Below are 20,615 nucleotides of genomic sequence, written 5' to 3'. Positions count from 1 at the left end.
TTTTAATCCCACATATTTCTCTTATTGTTCTTCTTATAAGCTTTCGCCCATTTTGATATTTCTTTTTTCATGGCATAGTTTTTGGTATTCTCTTTGCCAAGATTTTTATACAGTTCATATCTTTCTGCAGATAACTCTCCGCTTGCGATAGCTGCCTTGACCGCGCAACCTGGTTCAGTATCGTGCCTGCAATTACTGAATTTACATCTGCACTCCAGTTCAACGATATCCGAAAACGTCTCGTCAATACCTTCCTGCACGTTCGCCATGCCGACTTCACGCATGCCGGGGGTATCAATGATCGTGACACCATTTGGAAGCTCGATCAGTTTCCTGCATGTGGTTGTGTGTCTTCCCTTGTCGTCATCCTCTCTTATCTCGGATGTCTTCATGGTCTCTTCTCCGATCAATGAATTGGTCAGCGTTGATTTTCCTGCACCTGAAGATCCCATCAAGCATATGGTGGTTCCCGGAGTCATATATTCATTTAGTTCATCAAGGCCGATTCCATAAAGCGCAGAGATAGCATGGACGCGCACTTTGTCGGATATCTGCTCCACCTCTCTTATATACCTTCCTGCATTTGTGCAAAGGTCTGATTTCGTTAGAATTACAACCGGAATGGTTCCTCCCTGAATGGCAATGCTCACATATCTTGCGATACGATTGTAGTTGTAGTCTTCATTAAGCGACGTGACGATAAAGAGGTAATCCACATTGGCTGCCATATATTGCATAACTCCCGTTTTAGCCTGATCCGGTCTCTGTAAAAAACTTTTTCTCTCACAGACTGAAAGAATCATAGAATCTCCCTGACTGTTGTACATAAATGTCACATAGTCGCCTACTACCGGCAGTTGATCTGCTTTTTTTTCGTAAAAATTTCCTTTTAGTTTTGCGGGGATTTCCTGCTCCCAGAATTTAATCTTATAGCAGTTTTTGCTGACCTCCGAAATCCTCCCAAGCTTTTCAACATGAAGCCACTGGCATGAGAGTTTTAACGGTTTGTGATAAGGGAATCCCTTAGTAAATTCCCGGATTTCATCTTCATCCTCGCACTCCTCAAAAATAGGTGCTTCATAAAAGAACCCATGAATCTTTTCAAATCCATCGTTAAGCGGAAGCGCCATGAACGCATCGGCATTTCCGAAAGTCGGATGGTGAATGTCGAAATGATCGCAGGTCACAAAACCGTGCTTGGTATAATATTCAGGTTCTCCGCAGATCACAATCCCCTTATATCCTGCATCTCTGGCAAGTTCCAATGTCTCTTTTAAGAGAAGCGCTCCTATTCCCATGCTAAAGCATGTCGGCTCAACCGCAAGCGGGCCAAAGGTTAATACTTCATCTTCCTTGTCACCATCAATAATCCTGGCTTTTGAATAAAAAATCGCACCTACTACTTTCCCGTCAAGCTCTGCTATGCGGCTAAGTTCCGGCAAGTATTCTTCAGCACCGCGAAGTCTATTCACGAGCATGTGCTCATTGCATCCGGGACCATGCAGATTCCAAAAAGCACGCATTGTCATAAATTCAGTGGCATAATAATCTTCCTGTGTTTCTTTTCTTATAATTATATTTTTCAATTGTTTGTCTCCTTTTTGATTCGTCTTTTTCATTCATCTGGTAGTATGGAGACCTTTATACAACGGAAACTGCCCGAAAAAAGGCAAAAGAAAACCGTGACAAATATGCCACGGTTAAATATGATTAAATATTTATCTATCACAAACCGAGGTCTTCATACTATATTCTGTTACAATCTCTATTCTCTTTACACTCATTATGAATACCTCGCTTTCTTTTAGATTCTATAACATTTTTATCACAGTTCTGCCGATAAATCAATAATTATTGTTCTAATCAAACAGCATCTTTGCCGTCTCTTCCAACTCTCTTCGCTCTTTTGAATCATCATATCCGCTTTCTTTGTCGTCAACGCCCTTTACCGGATCGATAAAAAACAAGCCGTCTCGATTACAATAAAAGAAGATCCTTCTGACTCCGCGAATCTTAAAACGTGCTTCGGCACTCGCCTCCGGATAAAGCTTCACCATCTGCATATCATCGGAGGAAGCTGCGGCCACAAAAGAAATGTAATGCTCCTTCGTCATGCTGTGATCGATACGCACATAATACTCATCCTCAACACGCTCAATAAAAATCATGTGATGTTCATCTGTTGATTCCGCATCTAACGGCAAAAGCTGGACGCCATGGCAATGTATAGACGCCTCGCCCATGCTGTGAATCACATTTCCGCAGATCGGACATACATAGAATTTAGACTTCAGCATATTTGCGGATACGTTCGCATTGTGGATCGTATTGCCGGATATAAGTTCCGTAACCGAAATTCTGAACGCCTCCGCTATAGGCTCCAGAAGCGTGATATCCGGATAACCTTTAGCCGTTTCCCATTTTGAGATTGTCTTGTCACTCACTCCAAGCTTTTCGGCCAGTTGGAGCTGTGTCATCTTATTCTTTTCTCGCAGTTCCTTAATAACTGCACCTGTAACATATTGGTTCATAAGCTTTCTTACCTCCATGCACAGATTGTAATCCGTAACCTATGAATGTGGTACCTACGGAAAGTAGAGCTCTTTAGCCTCTTTTGTTTCAGTGTGTCCTTTCTTCCCCGGACACCTCATATGCCGTATATTCGTGATCAAATTCATATCCAAGTTTTTCCGCAAGATGAACCGAATTCATATTCTGAGCATCCCAGCTTGGATATAATCCTTCATCAAGGCATCGTAAAATAAGCGCGGCACATACGATCGTAGCAAGTCCTTTTTTACGCTCTTGCTCGGCCGTATCCACTTCTATTTCAATTCCTTCATTGTATCTTGTATATGAAGATGCTCCGGCTACGATCGTTCCGGATTTAAGAATAACCATGCCTCTACCGATCTCAAGATATTTTTCTTTGCTCCCAAATGCCGAAACAAAATCTCTCGTCACCGGATCCGGCAGACACATGTCATAAACTTTGTCATCGATCTCTTTAAGCTCATATCCATCAGGGAGTTTTGCTACCATGTCTTTCAAATATTCTTTATCAAACTGAGTATCTTTTTTGATAGCGTATCTGGTAACTTTCTTAGCCGTCGGAAAGCACTCTTCGATACAGGCTTCCCACGCTTTATTCTGCGGAGTCATAATAACAAAACCATCCGGCTTATTAATAACAAGCTCTTTGTCCGGCTCTCCCGCATAAAATGCAAAGCATCCCACATAAGCCATCGCAGACTTGGGCGCCTCCGTATCAGTAACAAAGATCTTGCCCATTACTTTCTGCAAACATGAATAAACCAAGGTTTCCTGCCACCCCTCAAAAAGGTGCGCTGCTTTTGATGTATCTTTTAACTCATAGATCATTTATACAATTACCTCTTCAGTGGTATTCATTCCACTGTACTATAGGCACCAATTACAATTTAAATATGACACCATGTACTGAATAATTCATATTATAACAATCATTATGCTCCTAATCCATTTTTAAAGTTTTTTCAATCTGTCTACCGTCACTATCGCTCTCTTCTCCGGATTACTGCTCTTTTTTATTTCCAGCGGATGAAGTTTCCCATTTTCCTCCAAAACGATATCAATCTCTTTTTGATTTGTATCCCGGTAAAAAGTCATGTTTGTTTTATTCTTTGAGCAGGCATACATTTTTAAGAATTCGGAAACAACGTGGTTTTAATAATCAAGTTTAATTTAATATGCTCTTTAATCTAAACTATATGAATCAAGTACACATCCGCCTCTTCGCCCTCAAAGGTAAAACTTCTTTCATACTCTCCGCCGTTTTTTGTGATCGTCTTTACAGACGCTTCATTTGAACGTTCTACCGAAAGCTGGAGTTTATCCATTCCAACTTGACGTGCCCGTTCCAGAATGAGTTTTAACATTTCCGTCGCGTACCCTTTTCGACGCTGCGATGGTCTTACACTGTAACCGCTGTTCCCAAAATCCTTAAGGAAATCATTTAATTCATGACGAAGATCGATGATGCCAACGATATTATCATCCTCATCAAATGCAAAATATGTGTCTGTAACTACCCATGAAGGGTTTGCGGTATCTTGTGAAGTATTATCTGTTACAGATTTAAGCCACTCATCATATGAGTCCATCTGATCTAAAAGTTCACTTCCGTTTATCATTGTCTCTCCGTTTTCGATAAACTCCTGCTTAAAGGCAGTTGCCCTTGATTCATATTCTTTTATGGGTCTTTTAAGTGTTATCATCTCTATTCTCCTGTCAGCTGTTTCCTTATATGATTTGCGATAGAGCGAAATGTCTTCGGCTTCATTGGTATGATCCTACTCCACATTCGCACGCCCTGATAGGAATACAGAATTACATTGACGATTTCATCTACATTTACATCGTGAAACTCTCCTTGCTTAATCCCATATCGGATAAGTTTTTTCCATTTTTCTTCTGCGCTTTGGGTGAATCTCTCCATCACATTGGAATCTACAGTATCCGCGTACTCATATAAGGCAATACTTAACGAGTCTTCAGGATGCTTCATTTCATCTTCCATCATGTCCAAAACCTTTTTTAGAATCTTCATAGCAGAAGTACCTTTTTTTATTTCTTCCTGAAAATCTATTGCACTATTTTCCGTTATCTTTGCAAGTAATGCCTCAAACAGCTCATCTGTTCCGGAAAAATGGCTGTACAAGCCACCACGACTCATGCCTGTGACTTCACAAACATCTTTCATAGTCACCTGCTTGAACCCCTTTCTTGAAAAGAGTTCATACGATGCATCAATGATAGCTTCTCTGGTTTTTTCTCTCTTTGCCGGCATTTTCAATCCCTTTCTTTTTTCGACACCTGTGTCTGTTTTAGATTTTAGACACTTGTGTCGAATTTGTCAACGCAATAATAAAAAAGCAGTAAGTGTATACTTACCGCTCTTTCATCCTCAATTCCTTTTCCGGTGAGAAGCTGCTTTGGGGCTTCTGGTTACTTATTATATTCCTTCCACTGCCCATTATCGTAATAAATAATTCCGTTATAGGTTTCCTTGCCCATACCGTCTTCCTTTACTGCACATTCAACCTTTATGGCATTTTTACTTTTACCATCTACCTCCACTGTAGTTTCTTCCTCATAGAAAGCGTTCTCATCAACTTCTGTGATTCCGGTATTGCCTGGGAATAATTGCTCTACTTTATTTTCATAAATATCTGGATGAACCTTGTATACATAGAGTAATGTATGTTCTCCAAGAGTATTTGAAAAGATGATATGGAATACATATTCTTCTTCACCATCATTATCCATATCTTTTTGATTCATAGACTCCACATAACTAGGGGGACAAATATCAAATTTCTTAGTAATTCCATCTGTAAAAGTAAATTCAATTGTTGCATCATCTGCCCAATCTTCGGAGTCATGCCAAGCGACTTTACTTAACTTTGAATCCAAAGGTGACTCCTTCACCTCATTATCGGCCGATTTATTATCAGAAGTATCATTTTCGACCGATTCTTCATCAGATGCACCGTTGTTGGCCGATTCTTTATCCGAAGTACTATTATCGACTGACTCTTCATTAGAATAACCGTAGCTGGCAGGTTCTTTATCAGCAGCGCCAATATGGCTACAACCCATGGCAACAAGTGACATGGCAATTAAAAGTGAAAGCAATTTAGTTCTATTTTTCATAAGTTTATCTCCTCATAATTTTTTGTCAGTAATACAACCGTCTCAACATGCACGGTCCAGGGGAACATGTCGCAGGGTCTGACGGCTTTGAGTTCGTAGCCGCCGTCGGCGAGAATGCGAAGGTCTCTTGCGAGAGTCGCGGAATCGCAGCTTACATATACGATACGTTCAGGTTGCATTTTTAGCATCGTTTCGAGGCAGACCGCATCACAGCCTTTACGTGGAGGATCAACGACGATGACATCGGGGCGAAGCTCCGCGCCGTCGCTTGTGCTGCCTGCGACACTACGCTTTTTATCATAAAACTCGGGAAGGACTTCTTCGGCCTTTCCGCAGTAGAATTCCGCATTGGTTATGCCGTTTCTAAGGGCGTTCCTCTTAGCATCCTCAATGGCTTCGGGAATGACTTCGATACCATATACTCTGCCTGCCGTCTTCGCCATGGATAAAGTTATCGTTCCGATTCCACAGTATAGATCCCACACAGTTTCTTTTCCCGTCAAGCCGGCATATTCGATAGCCTGCTCATACAGCTTCTTGGTCTGGATCGGATTGACCTGGAAAAATGAAAGCGGCGAGATTTCAAATTCAAGTCCGCAAAGGGTATCTCGTATCGTGTCTTTTCCGTATATCGTATGAATCTCAAGGCCCATGATAACGTTGGTCTTCTCGGTGTTTATGCTCACGGAGATGCTGGTCATCCCATCAACTTTCGAAAGTTTTTCTATCAGAGTCTTTTGATTCTTAATGTATTCGGAAGAAGCACCGTCTTTTTTCCCTGACGAGTAATTTATAACAAGACACACCATTATCTCACCGCTTGTAAATCCTTTACGGATAAGAACATGGCGAACAAGTCCTTTCCCTGACACCTCATCATATGGAGCGATCTTATTTTCTTCCATGTGAGATCTGATGATCTCCATTATCTCTTCGTTCTCTTTTACCCCGATATGACATGCCGTGGTCGGAATGATACTGTGCGTTCTTCCTGCGTAGAATCCCGTCACGACATTTCCGTTCTTATCACATCCAACGGGAAACTGCGCCTTGTTTCTGTATTCCCAGGGTTCGTCCATTCCGATTATGGGCATCATAATACTGTCGACAAACTCCGCGTCAAAGCCACCAAGCCTTACGATATTGTTTCTTACTTTATTCTGCTTGTAGAGAAGTTCTCTCTCGTAAGACATGTTCTGGAGCTGGCAACCGCCGCACTGACGCGCAATGGAGCACTTTGCCTCAACTCGATATTCGGATCTTTTTACGACCTCTTCAAGATGCGCATAGGCATAGTTTTTCTTGGCCTTCATGATCTTGGCTTTTACAACGTCGCCGATAACCGCATCCTTAATAAAAAGGGTATAGCCGTCTATCTTGCCTATGCCCTCTCCATCATTACCTATATCTGTAATTTCAACTTCAAAAATGTCGCCTTTGTTCTTCATACATCCTACCTAAATAATGGGCCGCTACCCCGGAACCATTCCTACTTCCAGCTCAGCCTATGAAGCTCGCCTTCTCTCTCAAGTCCCTTGAAATCGTTCTGTCTGAGTGCCTCGTATAGAACGATGGCAACGGAATTGGAAAGATTGAGCGATCTTATATCTTCACCCATGGGAATCCTAATACAGGTTTCTTCGTTGTCTACAAGAATCTCTTCAGGAATTCCCGCGCTCTCTTTTCCGAACATAATATAGTCGTCCATGCCAAAAGAAACTTCGGTATATGTCCTCTTTGCCTTGGTTGTAGCCATCCAGATCTTGGCATTCGGGTGCTTTTCTTTAAAGTCATTAAAGTCTACATACCTTGTAAGATCCAGCTTTTTCCAATAATCCATTCCGGCTCTTCTCAGTTTCTTTTCATCGATCCTAAAGCCGAGCGGTTCTATAAGATGGAGATCCGTTCCCGTTGCAACGCAGGTTCTTCCGATATTTCCTGTGTTCTGTGGAATCTCCGGTTGATGTAAAATAATGTGCATTTCTAAATTACTCCTCGTCATCGGCATCCATCGACTTAGCCTTGGGAAGAGAGAAGATAAACTCCGTTCCGACACCGGTTGTGCTGATGACATTAATATTTTCTTCGTGGGCCTTAACTATCTCTTTTACAATGGCAAGGCCAAGACCCGTTCCCTTCTTATCCTTACCTCTGGACAAGTCGGATTTATAAAATCTGTCAAAGATAAGCTTCTGGTCTTCCTTGGGAATACCGATTCCGCTGTCCTTGACGGAAACAAAAACTTTGCTGTGTTTCTCAGTAGTCTCGATCTTGATCGAAGAATCCTTGTGACTGAACTTGATCGCGTTATCCACGAGATTGTAGAGAACCTGCTGAATCTTACTCATGTCGGCGTTGACAAGCATCTTTTCCTCGGTGAGCACTAGCTCTATGGCGATCTTTTTATCAAGACATGTTCCTTCAAAAGACTCTGCTACATTTCTGATAACCGCGTTGATGTCAAAGTCACTCTTATCAAGGAGCATTCCCTTGGTGTTGAGATTGTTGAGCGTAAGCATTTCATTCGTCAGCTTGGTAAGTCTGTCGGTCTCATTTATTACAATCCCAAGATACCTGTCGTGCATCTCTTCGGGAATAGTACCGTCCTGCATTGCGACCAGATAGCCTTTTATGGATGTAAGCGGCGACCTGAAATCATGTGATACGTTTGCGATAAACTTCTTTTGATCTTCTTCCTGACGCGCAATCTCGCCCGCCATATATGACAGCGAAGCTGCAAGGTATCCCATCTCATCCTCGGATTCCACGGAAAACTCGTATCCCATGTTTCCGACGGCGTACTGCTCCGTCGCCGTTGTGATCTTTCTAAGCGGCAGATACACAAGCTCTGTAAAAAAGATAAGGATGATAAGCGACAACAGGAAAAGAACAATAAGCATTAGATATGATATGTTCAAAAACCCGTCAGCCGAAGCCTTAATCTCGGAAATCGGTTCATGAATAATAACATATGCCTGCACCTTGTAATTGGCCGTGATCGGCGCAAAAACACTGAGCGTCTCTTCGTTAAATGTATTCCAAAAAGTTCCTGTCGTGTAATATGTTGTTCCGATCACCGTGGGATCGAATCCAACAATCACGTCTTTCTTGTTCTGCTCAAGAACTCTTGATGAATCCAGAACAAGTCTTCCCGAGGGATTTACGATCCAGATCGGTGAGCCGCCCATATAGCCTGAAAGCGCCACCATCTGTTGATGCACGGCTTCAAGCGAGGTCTCACTGTTGTACAGATCAGCCGCGTATGTGTTTGCTATCTGTGTGGCAACCTGATACATACTGTCAGCCTTATCACGTCTAAGGCGCTCATAAGTCATACCGTGTACAAAGGTTGCAACAACAATAAAACCGAATATGGCAAATAACAGATATGCTAAAAGAAACTTTAAATAAAGCGTCCTCTTCATTTACTGAACTACCTCAAATTTATATCCAATGCCCCAAATAGTTTTAAGGCTCCAGTTCTCATGGTCTCTTAATTTCTCACGAAGCCTCTTGATGTGAACGTCAACTGTTCTTGTATCGCCCACATACTCGTATCCCCAAATCTGATCAAGAAGCTGCTCTCTTGTAAAAACATGATTCGGTGACGCCGCAAGGAAGTACAAAAGCTCAAGCTCCTTGGGCGGCATATCTACTCTGTCTCCCATATATGTAACAGAGTAATTGGTCATATTGATCTCGAGATCGGGATATCTGACAACCTTGTCATCAGACTCGGAAAGCTCCTGAGTCTGAGGTTTATAGCGGCGAAGAACCGCCTTTACTCTTGCCACCAGCTCTTTTGAATCAAAAGGCTTTTCCATATAGTCATCGGCGCCCATCTCAAGTCCGAGCACCTTATCAAAAACCTCTCCCTTTGCAGAGAGCATGATTATCGGGACCTGTGATTTGGTCCTTATTTCTCTGCACACCTGATATCCGTCGATTCCCGGCAGCATCAGATCCAAAAGAACAAGATTGGGGGCAAAAGAATCAAAGACGTTGATCGCCGACTCTCCGTCATTGCAGATCTTGGTCTCAAAGCACTCCTTTATAAGATATAAAGAAATAAGCTCTGCGATATTATTGTCATCATCTACTATTAAAATTTTCTGTTTGGCAACCATTTTACCTATCCCCTTCATTTGATAAATGTAACTATAGTAACGCCGGCGTCGCCTTCGCCGAATTCTCCGAGTTTAAAAGACTTAACGTAAGGCACACCCTTTAGATAATTGTGCACCGCCTGTCTGAGAATTCCGGAGCCCTTTCCGTGAACGACTCTGACGTTGTTAAGATGAGCCATATATGCGTCATCCAGATATTTATCCAGCGCCGCTATTGCATCGTCGCTGTTCTTGCCTATAAGATTGACTTCCGTCTTGATATTGGAAGCCCTCGAAAGATCCATCTTGGAACTTCCGGTATTTCTTCCGTAGAACTTTTTCATTGCCGTCTTGGCATCATCGTCACTTATGATAACGAGATCGCGAATATTCGCTTTGGTTCTCATGATGCCGCACTGAACAAAGAGATTGCCGTCCTTATCGGGCTTGGAACTGATCGTTCCCTTTAGTCCCATAGACACGATCTTAACGGATTCACCGAGCTTAAGCTGAGACTCCTTAAGAATGGGATGTGTATCCTTTGGCTTTTCTTTCTTTTGAATCGCCTTGTTCTTGTCGGAAACCTTCTGTCCGATGCCCGTCCTTGCTCTCTCAAGATCCTGCATGGATGCATTGGGTCCTGCTTTTCTGAAAGCTCGTATGGTCTCATCCGCAACATTTTTGGCTTCCTGAAGGATATCTCTTGCCTTCTCATTGGCCTCTCTTAAAATCTCTTCTCTCTGGCTGTCGAGCTTACTTGATTTCTCTTCGATCCTGCGCTTTAATTCTTCTACTTCCTTCTTGTACTGCTCGATCTCGAGTCTCTCGTTCTCGATCGTTTTTCTGCTGATCTCAAGGTCCGCAAGAAGGTCTTCAAACTTTTTATCTTCTGTGCTTATCTGCTCTTTTGCTGCTTCGATTATCTCTTCGGAAAGACCGAGCTTTGAAGAGATCGCAAACGCATTACTCTTTCCGGGGATTCCGATAAGAAGTCTGTATGTTGGCTTTAGCGACTCAACATCAAACTCGCAGCTGGCATTTTGTATTCCGGGCGTATTGAGTGCATATACCTTGAGCTCGCTGTAGTGCGTTGTTGCGAGCGTTCTTATCTTTCTCTTGTGCAGATCGTTTAAGATGGATATCGCAAGAGCCGCTCCCTCTGTGGGATCCGTTCCTGCTCCAAGCTCATCAAAAAGACACAGCGAATTCTCGTCCGCATTTTTCAGTATCGATACCGTGTTGGTCATATGCGATGAGAAAGTAGAAAGAGACTGCTCAATACTCTGCTCGTCTCCTATGTCCGCATAAACTTCATTGAACACCGAAAGCTCAGACTTATCTGCCGCAGGTATCGCAAGCCCCGCCTGTCCCATCAGTGTCAAAAGACCTACCGTCTTAAGCGTTACTGTCTTACCGCCGGTATTTGGTCCGGTTATGATGAGCATGTCGAAATCGCGTCCTGCGTATACGTCTATCGGAACCACCTTGTCTTTTGCTATAAGAGGATGTCTTCCCTTCTTGATATCAAAAGCATGATGGTCGTTGAATATCGGTGTGATCGCATTTATCTCAAGTGCATAGGATGCCTTTGCAAAAACGAAATCAAGATCCGTCATGATATCGCAGTTATAGCCTATTGCCGCCGCATGCGGTGCTATCTGAAGGCTAAGCTCAAGAAGTATTTTTTCTATCTCAGCCTGCTCCTGAAGCGACATCTCTTTTAACTTATTATTGAGTTCGACAACCGCCGCGGGCTCTATGAAAAGTGTTGAACCGGAAGATGACTGATCGTGCACGATACCGCTTATCTGTGACTTGTACTCAGCCTTAACGGGAATGCAGTATCTGTCGCCACGCATTGTAACAACGGCGTCCTGAAGATATGTCCTTGAGGCTCCGTTTATCATCTTTCCCAGCACATCTCTGATCCTGTCGTTCGTAAGCATGATTCCGCGCCTTATGTGCCTCAAAGCGGGACTTGCATCAGAACTCATCTCATCTTCCGATTTGATGCACCTTCTGATCTCCTGAGATATAAATGTAAGCGGCTCCAAGAGCTCAAAGCTCTCCGAAAGAGAATCTCTTTTTTCGTCATCTCTTTCCGCGCGTCCGTATGATTTAACTCTGTTGACGTTATCGAGGAAAGACGCAAGGCCAAGAAGCGCTCCCATATCAAGCGCGCTCTCGATCTTGAGCGCCTTAAGAACTCCCTTAAGATCCTTATTGTCGCCAAAAGAGATCGAACCTTTTTTGAAAACTCTCTCTATTGCATCATTCGTCTTTTTCAGGTTCTTCCTGATCTCAGCGATATCCGAAGAAGGCTCAAGTTCAAGGCACATCTTCTTTCCGGGCTGGGAAGATGCGTGATCTGCGAGTTTCTCTATTATCTTATCGTACTCAAGTACGTGTAATGCTTTTTGGTTCATGTGCTGTAAATCCTTTATTTCACATAGTTATCCAAAGTACAGTTTACCATTTTAAGTGTACCGTGGCTAGTGTAGTTGTGCCAAATCGCAGAAATATCGGCACTTTCGCGGACTGGCATTCAAGGTAAAAAACATTTATAATTAAGCAATACGGCGGAGGTAAAAAAATGCCTATTAATCCTGAAGAAAATAAAAAAGATACCAGCTTTATAAGCGAAAAGATAAAGCAGCGTCCGATCAACAGAAAAAAGCTGCTAAGAAGAACTATCATTACGATTTCCCTTGCGGTTGTTTTCGGCATCGTTGCGTGCCTTACTTTCCTGGTGCTTCAGCCTGTTTTTAACGACACGCTTTATCCCGAGAATTCGCCCGAAAAGATTTCTTTTCCCGAAGAGACTGTAAACGACGAGCTCTCTCCCGAGGAGATGTTTGCCAATGACAATGCTATTGCCGCAAGCGAAGCAATGAGTCTTGAAGAAGACGAAAAGAATAAGATAGACGAAGCGCTTGCCTCATATTCTTTTTCCCAGTCCGACTACGGTAAACTCATGTCATCACTTAAACTTGTGGCAGATGAAGTCGGAAGAAGCGTTGTTACGGTAACTTCTGTAACAAGCGACGCGAACTGGATCAATGATTCATATGAGAGCAGCGGAAGTGCTTCCGGAATAATCGTAGCGGATAACGGCACCAATCTGTATATTTTGGCACCTTCATCTGCTGCTTCCGATGCAAAGAGTATACGCGTGACATTCTGCGACAACTCAACTGCAGATGCCACTTTAAACCTTATGGATACCGTCACCAACCAATGTGTGATCGTGGTTAAAAAAGCCGATCTTGATGAGCACACCACAAAGAGCATAACGACGGCTGCTCTGGGAAGCTCCAACTCAGGCAATCTTACCGGACTACCCGTCATCGCAGTCGGCAGTCCCATGGGGATTAAGGATTCAATATGTTACGGGATAATCACCTCGGACAAAGCGCCTCTTAATCTCGTTGATTCATCATACAAACTGATCACAACGGATATAAGCGGAAGCTCCTCCGGAAGCGGTGTCCTGGTTAATCTAAGCGGAGAGGTTGTGGGCATTATTGATATGACCTACTGTCCCACCGATATACCGAACCACATCAGCGCGATCGGTATTTCTGAAATGAAAACATTGATCGAGAATCTTTCCAATGCTACGAACAGGCCGTATCTGGGAATCCACGGAACAACGGTTCCCATTGATTTTCAACATGATAAGAATGTTCCCGCAGGCGCCTACATCACGCAGATTGAAATGAGTTCTCCGGCAATGCACGCAGGACTTCAGAGCGGCGACATCATTGTAAGGATCGGCGACTATGCCGTTAATTCATACGAGCAATTTGCATCCAGGCTTGCTCAATGCGAGCCGAATGATATAATAACAGTTACCGTTATGAGGCAGTCTCCTAACGATTATATCGAGATTCAGATGGAAGTTACTCTCAAGAGTTCAACACATAATTAAAATTTATTACTATACAGTAATTAGAAATGAGGATTTAAAATGAAGTTTATCAAGGATCTTACTCCCGGCGACAGAATTGCCGACATCTACATGTGCAAGCACAAACAGAGCGCCACTACCAAGAACGGCAAGGAATACTATTCTGTTATCTTGCAGGACAAAACGGGCACCGTAGATGCCAAGATCTGGGAACCCAACAGCGATGGAATAGATGAGTTCGACGATACAGATTACATCGATGTGTTCGGTGAAGTTACAAGCTTTAACGGAGCGATACAGGTTAACGTAAAGCGCGCAAGAAGGTGCCATGAAGGCGAGTATGATCCTTCTTTATATCTACCTGTTTCTTCCAAAGATAATGATGAGATGTACAAAGAGCTTCTTGGTATAATCGGAACGATCAAGAATCCTTATCTTAAAAAGCTCCTTGAAGAATTCTTTATTCAGGATGAAGCATTTATCACCGCATTTAGAAAATCCAGCGCGGCTAAGACCGTTCACCACGGATTTATCGGCGGATTACTTGAACACACATTGAGCGTAACCAAGCTCTGCGATTATTTCTGCACAGCTTATCCCATATTAAAAAGAGATCTGCTCTTAACAGCAGCAATCTGCCATGATATAGGAAAGACAAGAGAGTTAAGTCTCTTCCCTACCAATGATTATACGGACGAAGGTCAGTTCCTCGGACACATAGTTATGGGCGCCGAGATGGTAGGTGATAAGGCAAAAGAGATCCCGGATTTCCCCGTACTTCTAAGGCAAGAGCTTCAGCACTGCATTCTTGCTCACCACGGAGAATACGAATACGGCTCTCCCAAAAAGCCTTCCATAGTTGAAGCGGTAGCGCTTAACCTTGCGGACAATACCGATGCCAAGATGGAGACATTTACCGAGCTTCTCGGTAACATTACAACTCCCGGATGGCAGGGCTACAACAAATTCTTTGAAACCAATATCTACGATTCCAAGATGGATATGTAAATAAAAAACGCCAACCTGTTATTTGCAGGTCGGCGTTTTATTATTTATCCGTTTTCCTTAAATTGTTTTTATTCACAATCTTCGGAAGCATTTATCACCATGCTTGATACGCACCACTTATCAACAGAAGCCTGCCCCATTACGTTTACAAAATAAAGATCGTGAACACCTGAAAGGCTTGGGATTTCGTCTGCGATATAACACTTATACTCATTATTTGTGCCACTCACCATAATTTCATCCAAACATTTTCCATCGATTCCGCCGTCTCTTATCTCTATAACCGCCGGGCTGTTACTCTTAGCCAATACCATGAAAGAATTCGCTCCAAATTTCAGATCTACATTTTCAGATTTGAAATAATCACCTTCCTTTGAAAATGATACAACCTTTCTTCCGGCATCTTCTGAAATTGCCGATTCTTCAAAGCCTGTTCCATTCTCCGCTTCTACATAGTTATATGGATCAACGGTTGAAGCGTCATCAGGGCCTTTTCCGAATGCCGTCCAATTATCTATTGAGCATGCACCGTGGGTACATACGAAATAGATCTCGTTTATACCGGAAAGACCATTTGTCGGAGCGGAACAAAGCATATAATCGCCATGAGTTCCGTCTACTCTAAGTTTAGCGATAAGGCGACCGTCTATCTTTCCGCTTCTTACTTCAACAATTGAAGGCTCATCAGCCTTGTAGTTAATATCAATTCCTGATAATCCCTTATCAAAATCAACATCAATTATTCTGAAATAATCGCCTTCCTCAAGTGACATAACTTTTCTTCCGTCGGCCTCTGTGGACTCACATACCGAGCTTCCGAAGTTTGCTTCCGCTTCGACACCACCGTACGGATGTATGCTGGGTCCGCGGTGTCCCCATGGATCTCCTGCCGCCACTGTTGTGCACATCAGCATAAACGTGGTTCCTGCACATAAAATACTTGATACTACTCTTCCTTTTCTTTTCACTTACTCTTTTACCTCCTAAAAGTGTTTTTATATATACAATTGATTACTCAATCATATAGCGAACCGTGTCCTCATTAAGTGTTCCTTCTCCTCTTATACCAAACTCTATGGTCTGTCCGGGAGCAATAGTTGTATTCCATCCCTGAGGAGTGATCACATAAAGATTGTCATCTTCTTCGATGTTTACACACCAGCTGTCTTTTATGTTGATGTCAACTTTCCCCATTGTTATCTTCCAGCCTGTTTTCGGCTCATCGGAATTATTGGTAAGCTTGAAATTAACCTGATAGCCGTTGCCGCAATCGGTTATTGAACCCTCAAGCTCAAGCGCAGGCTTAGCGGGCTCTTCGGGCTGCTGTGGAGTTTCAGGCTCCTGCGGTTGTTCCGGTGTTTCGGGAACTTCCGGCTGCTCAGGTGTTTCGGGCTGCTGAGGTTCTGTTGGCTCTTCAGGCTGGTTCGGTTCCTCAGGATCATTCGGTTTGTCGGGATTGACCTTTGGCGTCGGAGCATTGTCGATTGCCCTCCAGTAATCAAAATCTACCGGATTATTAACCGTGAAATACACATCATGCATTCCTGTGATGTTTGATGTATATGCTGTGCAAGTTCCAAAATCAGGTGTTCTGATCAATGCTTTTCCAATAGGTTCGCTTTCGGGATCATCAAGATGAATTTCCATTACCGTATCGTAATATCTGGTTCTGGCTGTTATCTCTATGCCCTTAAGTCCCTTTGAAAACATCACATTCTTTAGTGAAACCACCTTCATATCACTGATCGGCGAATACTCGGTACCGTCCCTATCATAGAAGCCTCCTCCGTTTTCCATTGTCTCTGTTTCAACGGTCTCATACGGATTCACAACTACCGGAGGCTTGTTGATATCCTCTTTCGCAGGTGCTTTTTTCTCCGCGATCCACGCATCTATATAGCAGGTTCCCATTGTACATACAAAATAAATATTATTTTTTCCATAGATATCATCTGTCGGACAAGCAAAGTTATCATATTTTTTGCTTTTATTTATTTTAATCTCTCCAAGAAGTCTTCCGTCTTCTTTATCTCTTCTGACTTCAATGATTGCCGGCGTACCACCCCTGGCGTTTATCTTTAATTTTGAAAGTCCCTTATCAAAATTAACATCATTGACGTAAAAATAATCGCCCTTCTCAAGGCATATTACTTTTCTTGTCCATACGTCTTCCTCTTCGAGAGCATATCCCGAAGTACCAAAGTTAAGCTCCGCCTCGATTCCTTTGTAGGGATCAAGCTGCGGTCCCGTGTACTCAAGCGGGTCTGCCGCTATTGTCGTAACGTTCTGCATCAAAAATACTGCCGATGCAATTATACAACTAAATACTACTCTTCCTTTTCTTTTCACTTACTCTTTTACCTCCTAAAAATATAAAGGGGATCCAGTGATTGCCTAATGACAATCCTGAACCCCCTTCTATATGGCGTCATTTAACGCCTATTATAACATATTATTTCTTTTGGTTATTCAACCGTGTAGTTAATGGTGCTTCCAACCTGGCCTCTTCCGATCATACCAAACTCTGTTGATTGACCGTTGGCAAGTGTAGAGTTGTATGACATAGGAGTGAATACATAGTAATCACCTTCCTGTGAAACGTTTACACACCAGCTCTGAGAAACGTTGATATCGCTCTTCTTAACCTTGACTTTCCAGCTGTTAATTGTCTTTCCTGAGCTGTTAGTAACAGTGAAGTTGAGCTGATAACCATCATTCCAACTATTTTCTTTGTATGAAGCCTTAACTCCTGTTTCTACTACAGGCGGAGTTACAACAGGCTCCTTGTACTCTGTTACCTTCCAAGAATCAAATGAAATAACTCCGTTTGCTGATACAAAGTAGATATCTTTCTTACCGCTCAGATTCTGTGATGATTTAATTGTAAGCTCTTTAGCATCACCGCTTACTGTTGCTGAACCTAGAAGTGTTCCTGTTGCTGAGCCAAGTCTTACTTCAAGCTTTGCCGAAGCGGTTGAGCCTGCTACAACCTTGAATTCAGAAACACCATTAGAGAATACTACATTCTTAGCAACTACATTTCCGCCGTTCATGATACTTACAGCCTGCTTGCTAGGTGTAAGCATTGCATTAGTATAGCTTGCTGAAGGTATTGATTCTGCTTCAACCTTGTTGTAAGGATTGATGTCCTCATATACAGGAGGCTCTACTACAGGAGGCTGGTCTATCGATGTTGATCCTGCCGGCATAGCGTTCCAAGAATCAAGCGTTACCGAGCCGCCCTTAGCCTCAAGGTAGATATAATGTGTACCTGTTACATTTGTTCCCGCAGGAAGCTTTATGTATACCGGTTTGGTCATGTCTATTCCAACAGAAACACTTCCGATAGGTTCGGTAGCATCATCAATATATACATTGAGTTTAACCTTAGGAAGGTTAGTCTGTGCATATACGCCAAATCCTGAAAGCCCCTTGGAGAAGTCAATGTTCTGTACAAGGATGTATCCGTTGTCGTTAATAACTACGGACTGCTTATTAGGCGAAAGCATTGCGTTTGTCAAAGCGTTGGAATTTTCTGCCTCTACCTTGTTATAAGGGTTTACAGTCTGTCCAACAGGAGGTGTAACCACTACTGATCCGGACTTCTCTACCGCCTGCCATGCATCGAGTGTTACTGCTCCCTTCGCTGCTTCGAAGTAGATATAATGTGTACCCGTAAGATCTGTAGAAACATTAAGGTCTAATGCCTTAGTCATGTCTGTACCAACATTAACGGTTCCTGCAGGTGTCGTTGCATCGTCAAAGTATACATTAAGCTTAACTCCGGGCTTTGATGACTGTGCATATACCTTAAATCCTGAAAGTCCCTTTGAGAAGTCAACGTTCTGTACAAGGATGTATCCGTTTTCATTGATCATTACGGACTGTTTATTCGGTGTCACCTTTGCATCTGTTAAAGCGTTGGCATTTTCTGCCTCTACCTTGTTATAAGGATTAACTTTATCACCTACAGGAGGTGTTACCACTGTTCCGTCTGCAGCTTTTGCCTGCCAGTAGTCAAATGTGATGCTTCCATCCATTGTATCTACGAAGTACAGGTCGTGTGTTCCTGTTACGCTCGCCTTGGTATTGAACTTAAGCTCTTTAGCGTCTGTTCCTACCATGAACATTGCGATGCGCTCTCCGTCAGCCTTATCAAGTCTTACTTCCAGTCTGCTTGCTGCAGTTCCCTTTGCCATAACTGTGATCGCTGACAATCCCTTTGAAAGGTCTACATTCTTTGCTACTGCATATCCGTTCTTGTTGATAAGTACAGACTGCTTGTTAGGTGCAAGTAATGCAGAACTAAGCTCAGCAGAATCCTCTGCCTCAACCTTCTGGTAAGGATTTACTGTTCCACTTACAGGCGGCTCTACTACAGGCGGCTGCTCTACTGTTCCCTGACCTGCTTCTGCCTGCCAAGTATCAATGTTTATTCCTGAACCTTTTACTGCTACAAAGTAAAGAGTGTGCTTTCCGCTAACATCAGTTAATGCGGAAGTCTTGATCTCTTTTGCCTCTGTCGCAACTCTAACTGTAGCGATCTTCTCACCGTCAGCTTTATCTAATCTGATCTCAACTACAGAAGCCACTTTTGCTCCGGCTTTAACTGTAAATGAAGAAACACCGTTTGAAAGATTTACATCCTTTACAGCAAAATATCCGCCTTCTTTAAGGATGTTTACGGATGCACCCATAGGTGTTACCATTGCATCTTTCTTATCGTCTACATAATCCTTAGCCGCTACTGTGGTATAAGGATTTACGCCGCCACTTACCGGAGGCTCAACCACAGGAGGCTGCTCCACTGTTCCTGTTCCCTCAGATGCTTCCCAAGCATCGAGCTGAACAGAACCGCCTGCTGCCTTGAAATATACATCGTGCTTTCCTGAAAGAGCTGATGTAACTTCAAGTGTTGCTGCTGAAGTCATGTCTGTGCCGATATTGATCTCACCAACCAATGTGTCGGTTCCATCCACATAGACACCGAGCTTAACTCTGGGCTGTGTTGACTTTGCATATACTTTTACTTCTGAAACACCCTTTGAGAAATCTACATTCTTGGCAATGACATATCCGCCATCATCAATAAATACAGACTCTTTATTGGGTACGATCTTTGCGCTTACTCTTTCAGCAGAATCTTCTGCCTCAACCCTTTCGTAAGGATTAACCATTCCAACCTGAGAAGGTTCGGGTTCATCCGGAACATCGGGAACGTCGGGCTGATCCGGAACATCCGGCTGATCAGGCTGATCCGGTGTCTCCGGCTCATCGGGCTCTTCAGATGTAGAACCTGGCTCAGCTGTCCAACTGTCTACCAAGCAGGATCCGGCTACATTTACAAATGCAATGGCATCCAGATCATCTATACCCGATACGGATAGATCATATTCTTTGAACTCGTCGGTGGCGGTATACTTGACATTTCCTATCTTGTCGCCATCTTTGTCGCCTTTTCGAAGTTCAATGATACCTGCTCCGGTTCCTTTGATTTTTAGTGTGATCTTTGAGACTCCCTGTGAGAAATTCACAGAATGTGTAGAAAAATAGTCCCCGCTCTCAAGATTTACTGAAGTAACATCATATTCGTCTGTGACAGTTCCTTGATAACTGTGATCGAAATCAAGTTCCGCTTCGACATTTCCGTACGGCCTTATCTCCGGCGCAGCATATGCCGGCACCCCCTGTGCCATGATCGTAGTTGCTGCCATGGCCGCACTTAAAACTACAGAAACTTTTCTTTTCATTAAACGTTTCACCCCCTTGATTAGTGTAATGAATTTTTAGTAATTCCCCTTAAACGTTTAAGCTATTTTTATTGTAACAATAAAATATTTTTGTGCACAATGCGCAAATGTGCACAAAAATTAATCTTCTAAATAGCAATAATTACT

Annotated in this window: 16 protein-coding genes and 1 pseudogene; 2 read left to right on the top strand and 15 right to left on the bottom strand. The window is 43.0% G+C overall.

What is annotated here, in order from left to right; translation table 11 throughout:
• Window positions 1–2: 2 nt before the first annotated feature.
• From rsgA to D6856_RS05740, 12 genes and pseudogenes are all read right to left on the bottom strand, one after another.
• Window positions 3–1,586: a ribosome small subunit-dependent GTPase A gene (rsgA, locus tag D6856_RS05795; protein ID WP_158588843.1), complete on the bottom strand. Its 1,584-nt coding sequence runs from the start codon at window positions 1,584–1,586 to the stop codon at window positions 3–5.
• A 273-nt stretch (window positions 1,587–1,859) separates the two neighbouring features.
• Window positions 1,860–2,531 (bottom strand): helix-turn-helix domain-containing protein, encoded by a 672-nt coding sequence (locus D6856_RS05790; protein ID WP_120658425.1) that lies wholly within the window; start codon window positions 2,529–2,531, stop codon window positions 1,860–1,862.
• 88 nt (window positions 2,532–2,619) lie between these two features.
• Window positions 2,620–3,381, bottom strand: coding sequence for a GNAT family N-acetyltransferase (locus D6856_RS05785; RefSeq protein WP_120686141.1), 762 nt, complete (start codon window positions 3,379–3,381; stop codon window positions 2,620–2,622).
• A gap of 123 nt (window positions 3,382–3,504) precedes the next feature.
• Window positions 3,505–3,693: pseudogene (locus D6856_RS05780) on the bottom strand (DUF4143 domain-containing protein); the annotation flags it as partial.
• A 47-nt stretch (window positions 3,694–3,740) separates the two neighbouring features.
• Entirely contained in the window at window positions 3,741–4,256 is a 516-nt protein-coding gene (locus D6856_RS05775; RefSeq protein ID WP_120686139.1) for a GNAT family N-acetyltransferase, read from the bottom strand.
• A 2-nt stretch (window positions 4,257–4,258) separates the two neighbouring features.
• Window positions 4,259–4,828 carry a TetR/AcrR family transcriptional regulator gene (locus D6856_RS05770; protein ID WP_120686138.1) on the bottom strand — a complete coding sequence of 190 codons (570 nt, stop codon included), beginning with the start codon at window positions 4,826–4,828 and terminating at the stop codon, window positions 4,259–4,261.
• 158 nt (window positions 4,829–4,986) lie between these two features.
• Window positions 4,987–5,694 (bottom strand): hypothetical protein, encoded by a 708-nt coding sequence (locus D6856_RS05765; protein ID WP_120686137.1) that lies wholly within the window; start codon window positions 5,692–5,694, stop codon window positions 4,987–4,989.
• The gene (gene rlmD / locus D6856_RS05760; protein ID WP_120686136.1) at window positions 5,691–7,142 is read right to left on the bottom strand and encodes a 23S rRNA (uracil(1939)-C(5))-methyltransferase RlmD; all 1,452 of its coding nucleotides are present in this window, start codon (window positions 7,140–7,142) and stop codon (window positions 5,691–5,693) included. Before rlmD ends, D6856_RS05765 begins: the two co-directional genes overlap by 4 nt.
• Before the next feature lie 41 nt (window positions 7,143–7,183).
• A complete protein-coding gene (locus D6856_RS05755) occupies window positions 7,184–7,675 on the bottom strand; it encodes a tRNA (cytidine(34)-2'-O)-methyltransferase (RefSeq protein WP_120686135.1) in 492 nt (163 codons plus the stop codon).
• Window positions 7,676–7,682: 7 nt separating this feature from the next.
• A complete protein-coding gene (locus D6856_RS05750; protein WP_120686134.1) occupies window positions 7,683–9,119 on the bottom strand; it encodes a sensor histidine kinase in 1,437 nt (478 codons plus the stop codon).
• Entirely contained in the window at window positions 9,120–9,821 is a 702-nt protein-coding gene (locus D6856_RS05745; RefSeq protein WP_092246381.1) for a response regulator transcription factor, read from the bottom strand.
• 14 nt (window positions 9,822–9,835) lie between these two features.
• Window positions 9,836–12,226, bottom strand: a complete 2,391-nt coding sequence (locus D6856_RS05740; protein WP_120686133.1) for an endonuclease MutS2 — start codon at window positions 12,224–12,226, stop codon at window positions 9,836–9,838.
• 167 nt (window positions 12,227–12,393) lie between these two features.
• Between D6856_RS05740 and D6856_RS05735 the strand changes: the two genes are divergently transcribed.
• On the top strand, window positions 12,394–13,731 hold the full coding sequence (locus D6856_RS05735; protein WP_120686132.1) for a S1C family serine protease: 1,338 nt from the start codon (window positions 12,394–12,396) through the stop codon (window positions 13,729–13,731).
• A gap of 39 nt (window positions 13,732–13,770) precedes the next feature.
• The gene (locus D6856_RS05730; protein ID WP_092246390.1) at window positions 13,771–14,718 is read left to right on the top strand and encodes a 3'-5' exoribonuclease YhaM family protein; all 948 of its coding nucleotides are present in this window, start codon (window positions 13,771–13,773) and stop codon (window positions 14,716–14,718) included.
• A 68-nt stretch (window positions 14,719–14,786) separates the two neighbouring features.
• On the opposite strand, the gene D6856_RS05725 is transcribed toward D6856_RS05730, so the two are convergent.
• From D6856_RS05725 to D6856_RS05715, 3 genes are all read right to left on the bottom strand, one after another.
• Window positions 14,787–15,686, bottom strand: coding sequence for a carbohydrate-binding protein (locus D6856_RS05725; RefSeq protein WP_120686131.1), 900 nt, complete (start codon window positions 15,684–15,686; stop codon window positions 14,787–14,789).
• Between the two features lie 43 nt (window positions 15,687–15,729).
• Window positions 15,730–17,067: a carbohydrate-binding protein gene (locus D6856_RS05720; protein WP_120686130.1), complete on the bottom strand. Its 1,338-nt coding sequence runs from the start codon at window positions 17,065–17,067 to the stop codon at window positions 15,730–15,732.
• Between the two features lie 116 nt (window positions 17,068–17,183).
• Complete coding sequence (locus D6856_RS05715; protein ID WP_120686129.1) at window positions 17,184–20,468, bottom strand: carbohydrate-binding protein; 3,285 nt, start codon at window positions 20,466–20,468, stop codon at window positions 17,184–17,186.
• Window positions 20,469–20,615: the final 147 nt, after the last annotated feature.

Origin of the sequence: Butyrivibrio sp. XB500-5 (assembly GCF_003625505.1) — a bacterium.
Classification (GTDB): domain Bacteria; phylum Bacillota; class Clostridia; order Lachnospirales; family Lachnospiraceae; genus Butyrivibrio.
This window is presented reverse-complemented; position numbering and strand designations above follow the sequence as displayed.

Excerpts from the sequence above, each read along its gene's own strand:
- D6856_RS05790 (WP_120658425.1), bottom strand. The coding sequence starts at position 2,531 with ATGAACCAATATGTTACAGGTGCAGTTATTAAGGAACTGCGAGAAAAG.
- D6856_RS05785 (WP_120686141.1), bottom strand. The coding sequence starts at position 3,381 with ATGATCTATGAGTTAAAAGATACATCAAAAGCAGCGCACCTTTTTGAG.
- D6856_RS05775 (WP_120686139.1), bottom strand. The coding sequence starts at position 4,256 with ATGATAACACTTAAAAGACCCATAAAAGAATATGAATCAAGGGCAACT.
- D6856_RS05770 (WP_120686138.1), bottom strand. The coding sequence starts at position 4,828 with ATGCCGGCAAAGAGAGAAAAAACCAGAGAAGCTATCATTGATGCATCG.
- D6856_RS05765 (WP_120686137.1), bottom strand. The coding sequence starts at position 5,694 with ATGAAAAATAGAACTAAATTGCTTTCACTTTTAATTGCCATGTCACTT.
- rlmD (WP_120686136.1), bottom strand. The coding sequence starts at position 7,142 with ATGAAGAACAAAGGCGACATTTTTGAAGTTGAAATTACAGATATAGGT.
- D6856_RS05755 (WP_120686135.1), bottom strand. The coding sequence starts at position 7,675 with ATGCACATTATTTTACATCAACCGGAGATTCCACAGAACACAGGAAAT.
- D6856_RS05750 (WP_120686134.1), bottom strand. The coding sequence starts at position 9,119 with ATGAAGAGGACGCTTTATTTAAAGTTTCTTTTAGCATATCTGTTATTT.
- D6856_RS05745 (WP_092246381.1), bottom strand. The coding sequence starts at position 9,821 with ATGGTTGCCAAACAGAAAATTTTAATAGTAGATGATGACAATAATATC.
- D6856_RS05740 (WP_120686133.1), bottom strand. The coding sequence starts at position 12,226 with ATGAACCAAAAAGCATTACACGTACTTGAGTACGATAAGATAATAGAG.
- D6856_RS05735 (WP_120686132.1), top strand. The coding sequence starts at position 12,394 with ATGCCTATTAATCCTGAAGAAAATAAAAAAGATACCAGCTTTATAAGC.
- D6856_RS05730 (WP_092246390.1), top strand. The coding sequence starts at position 13,771 with ATGAAGTTTATCAAGGATCTTACTCCCGGCGACAGAATTGCCGACATC.
- D6856_RS05715 (WP_120686129.1), bottom strand. The coding sequence starts at position 20,468 with ATGAAAAGAAAAGTTTCTGTAGTTTTAAGTGCGGCCATGGCAGCAACT.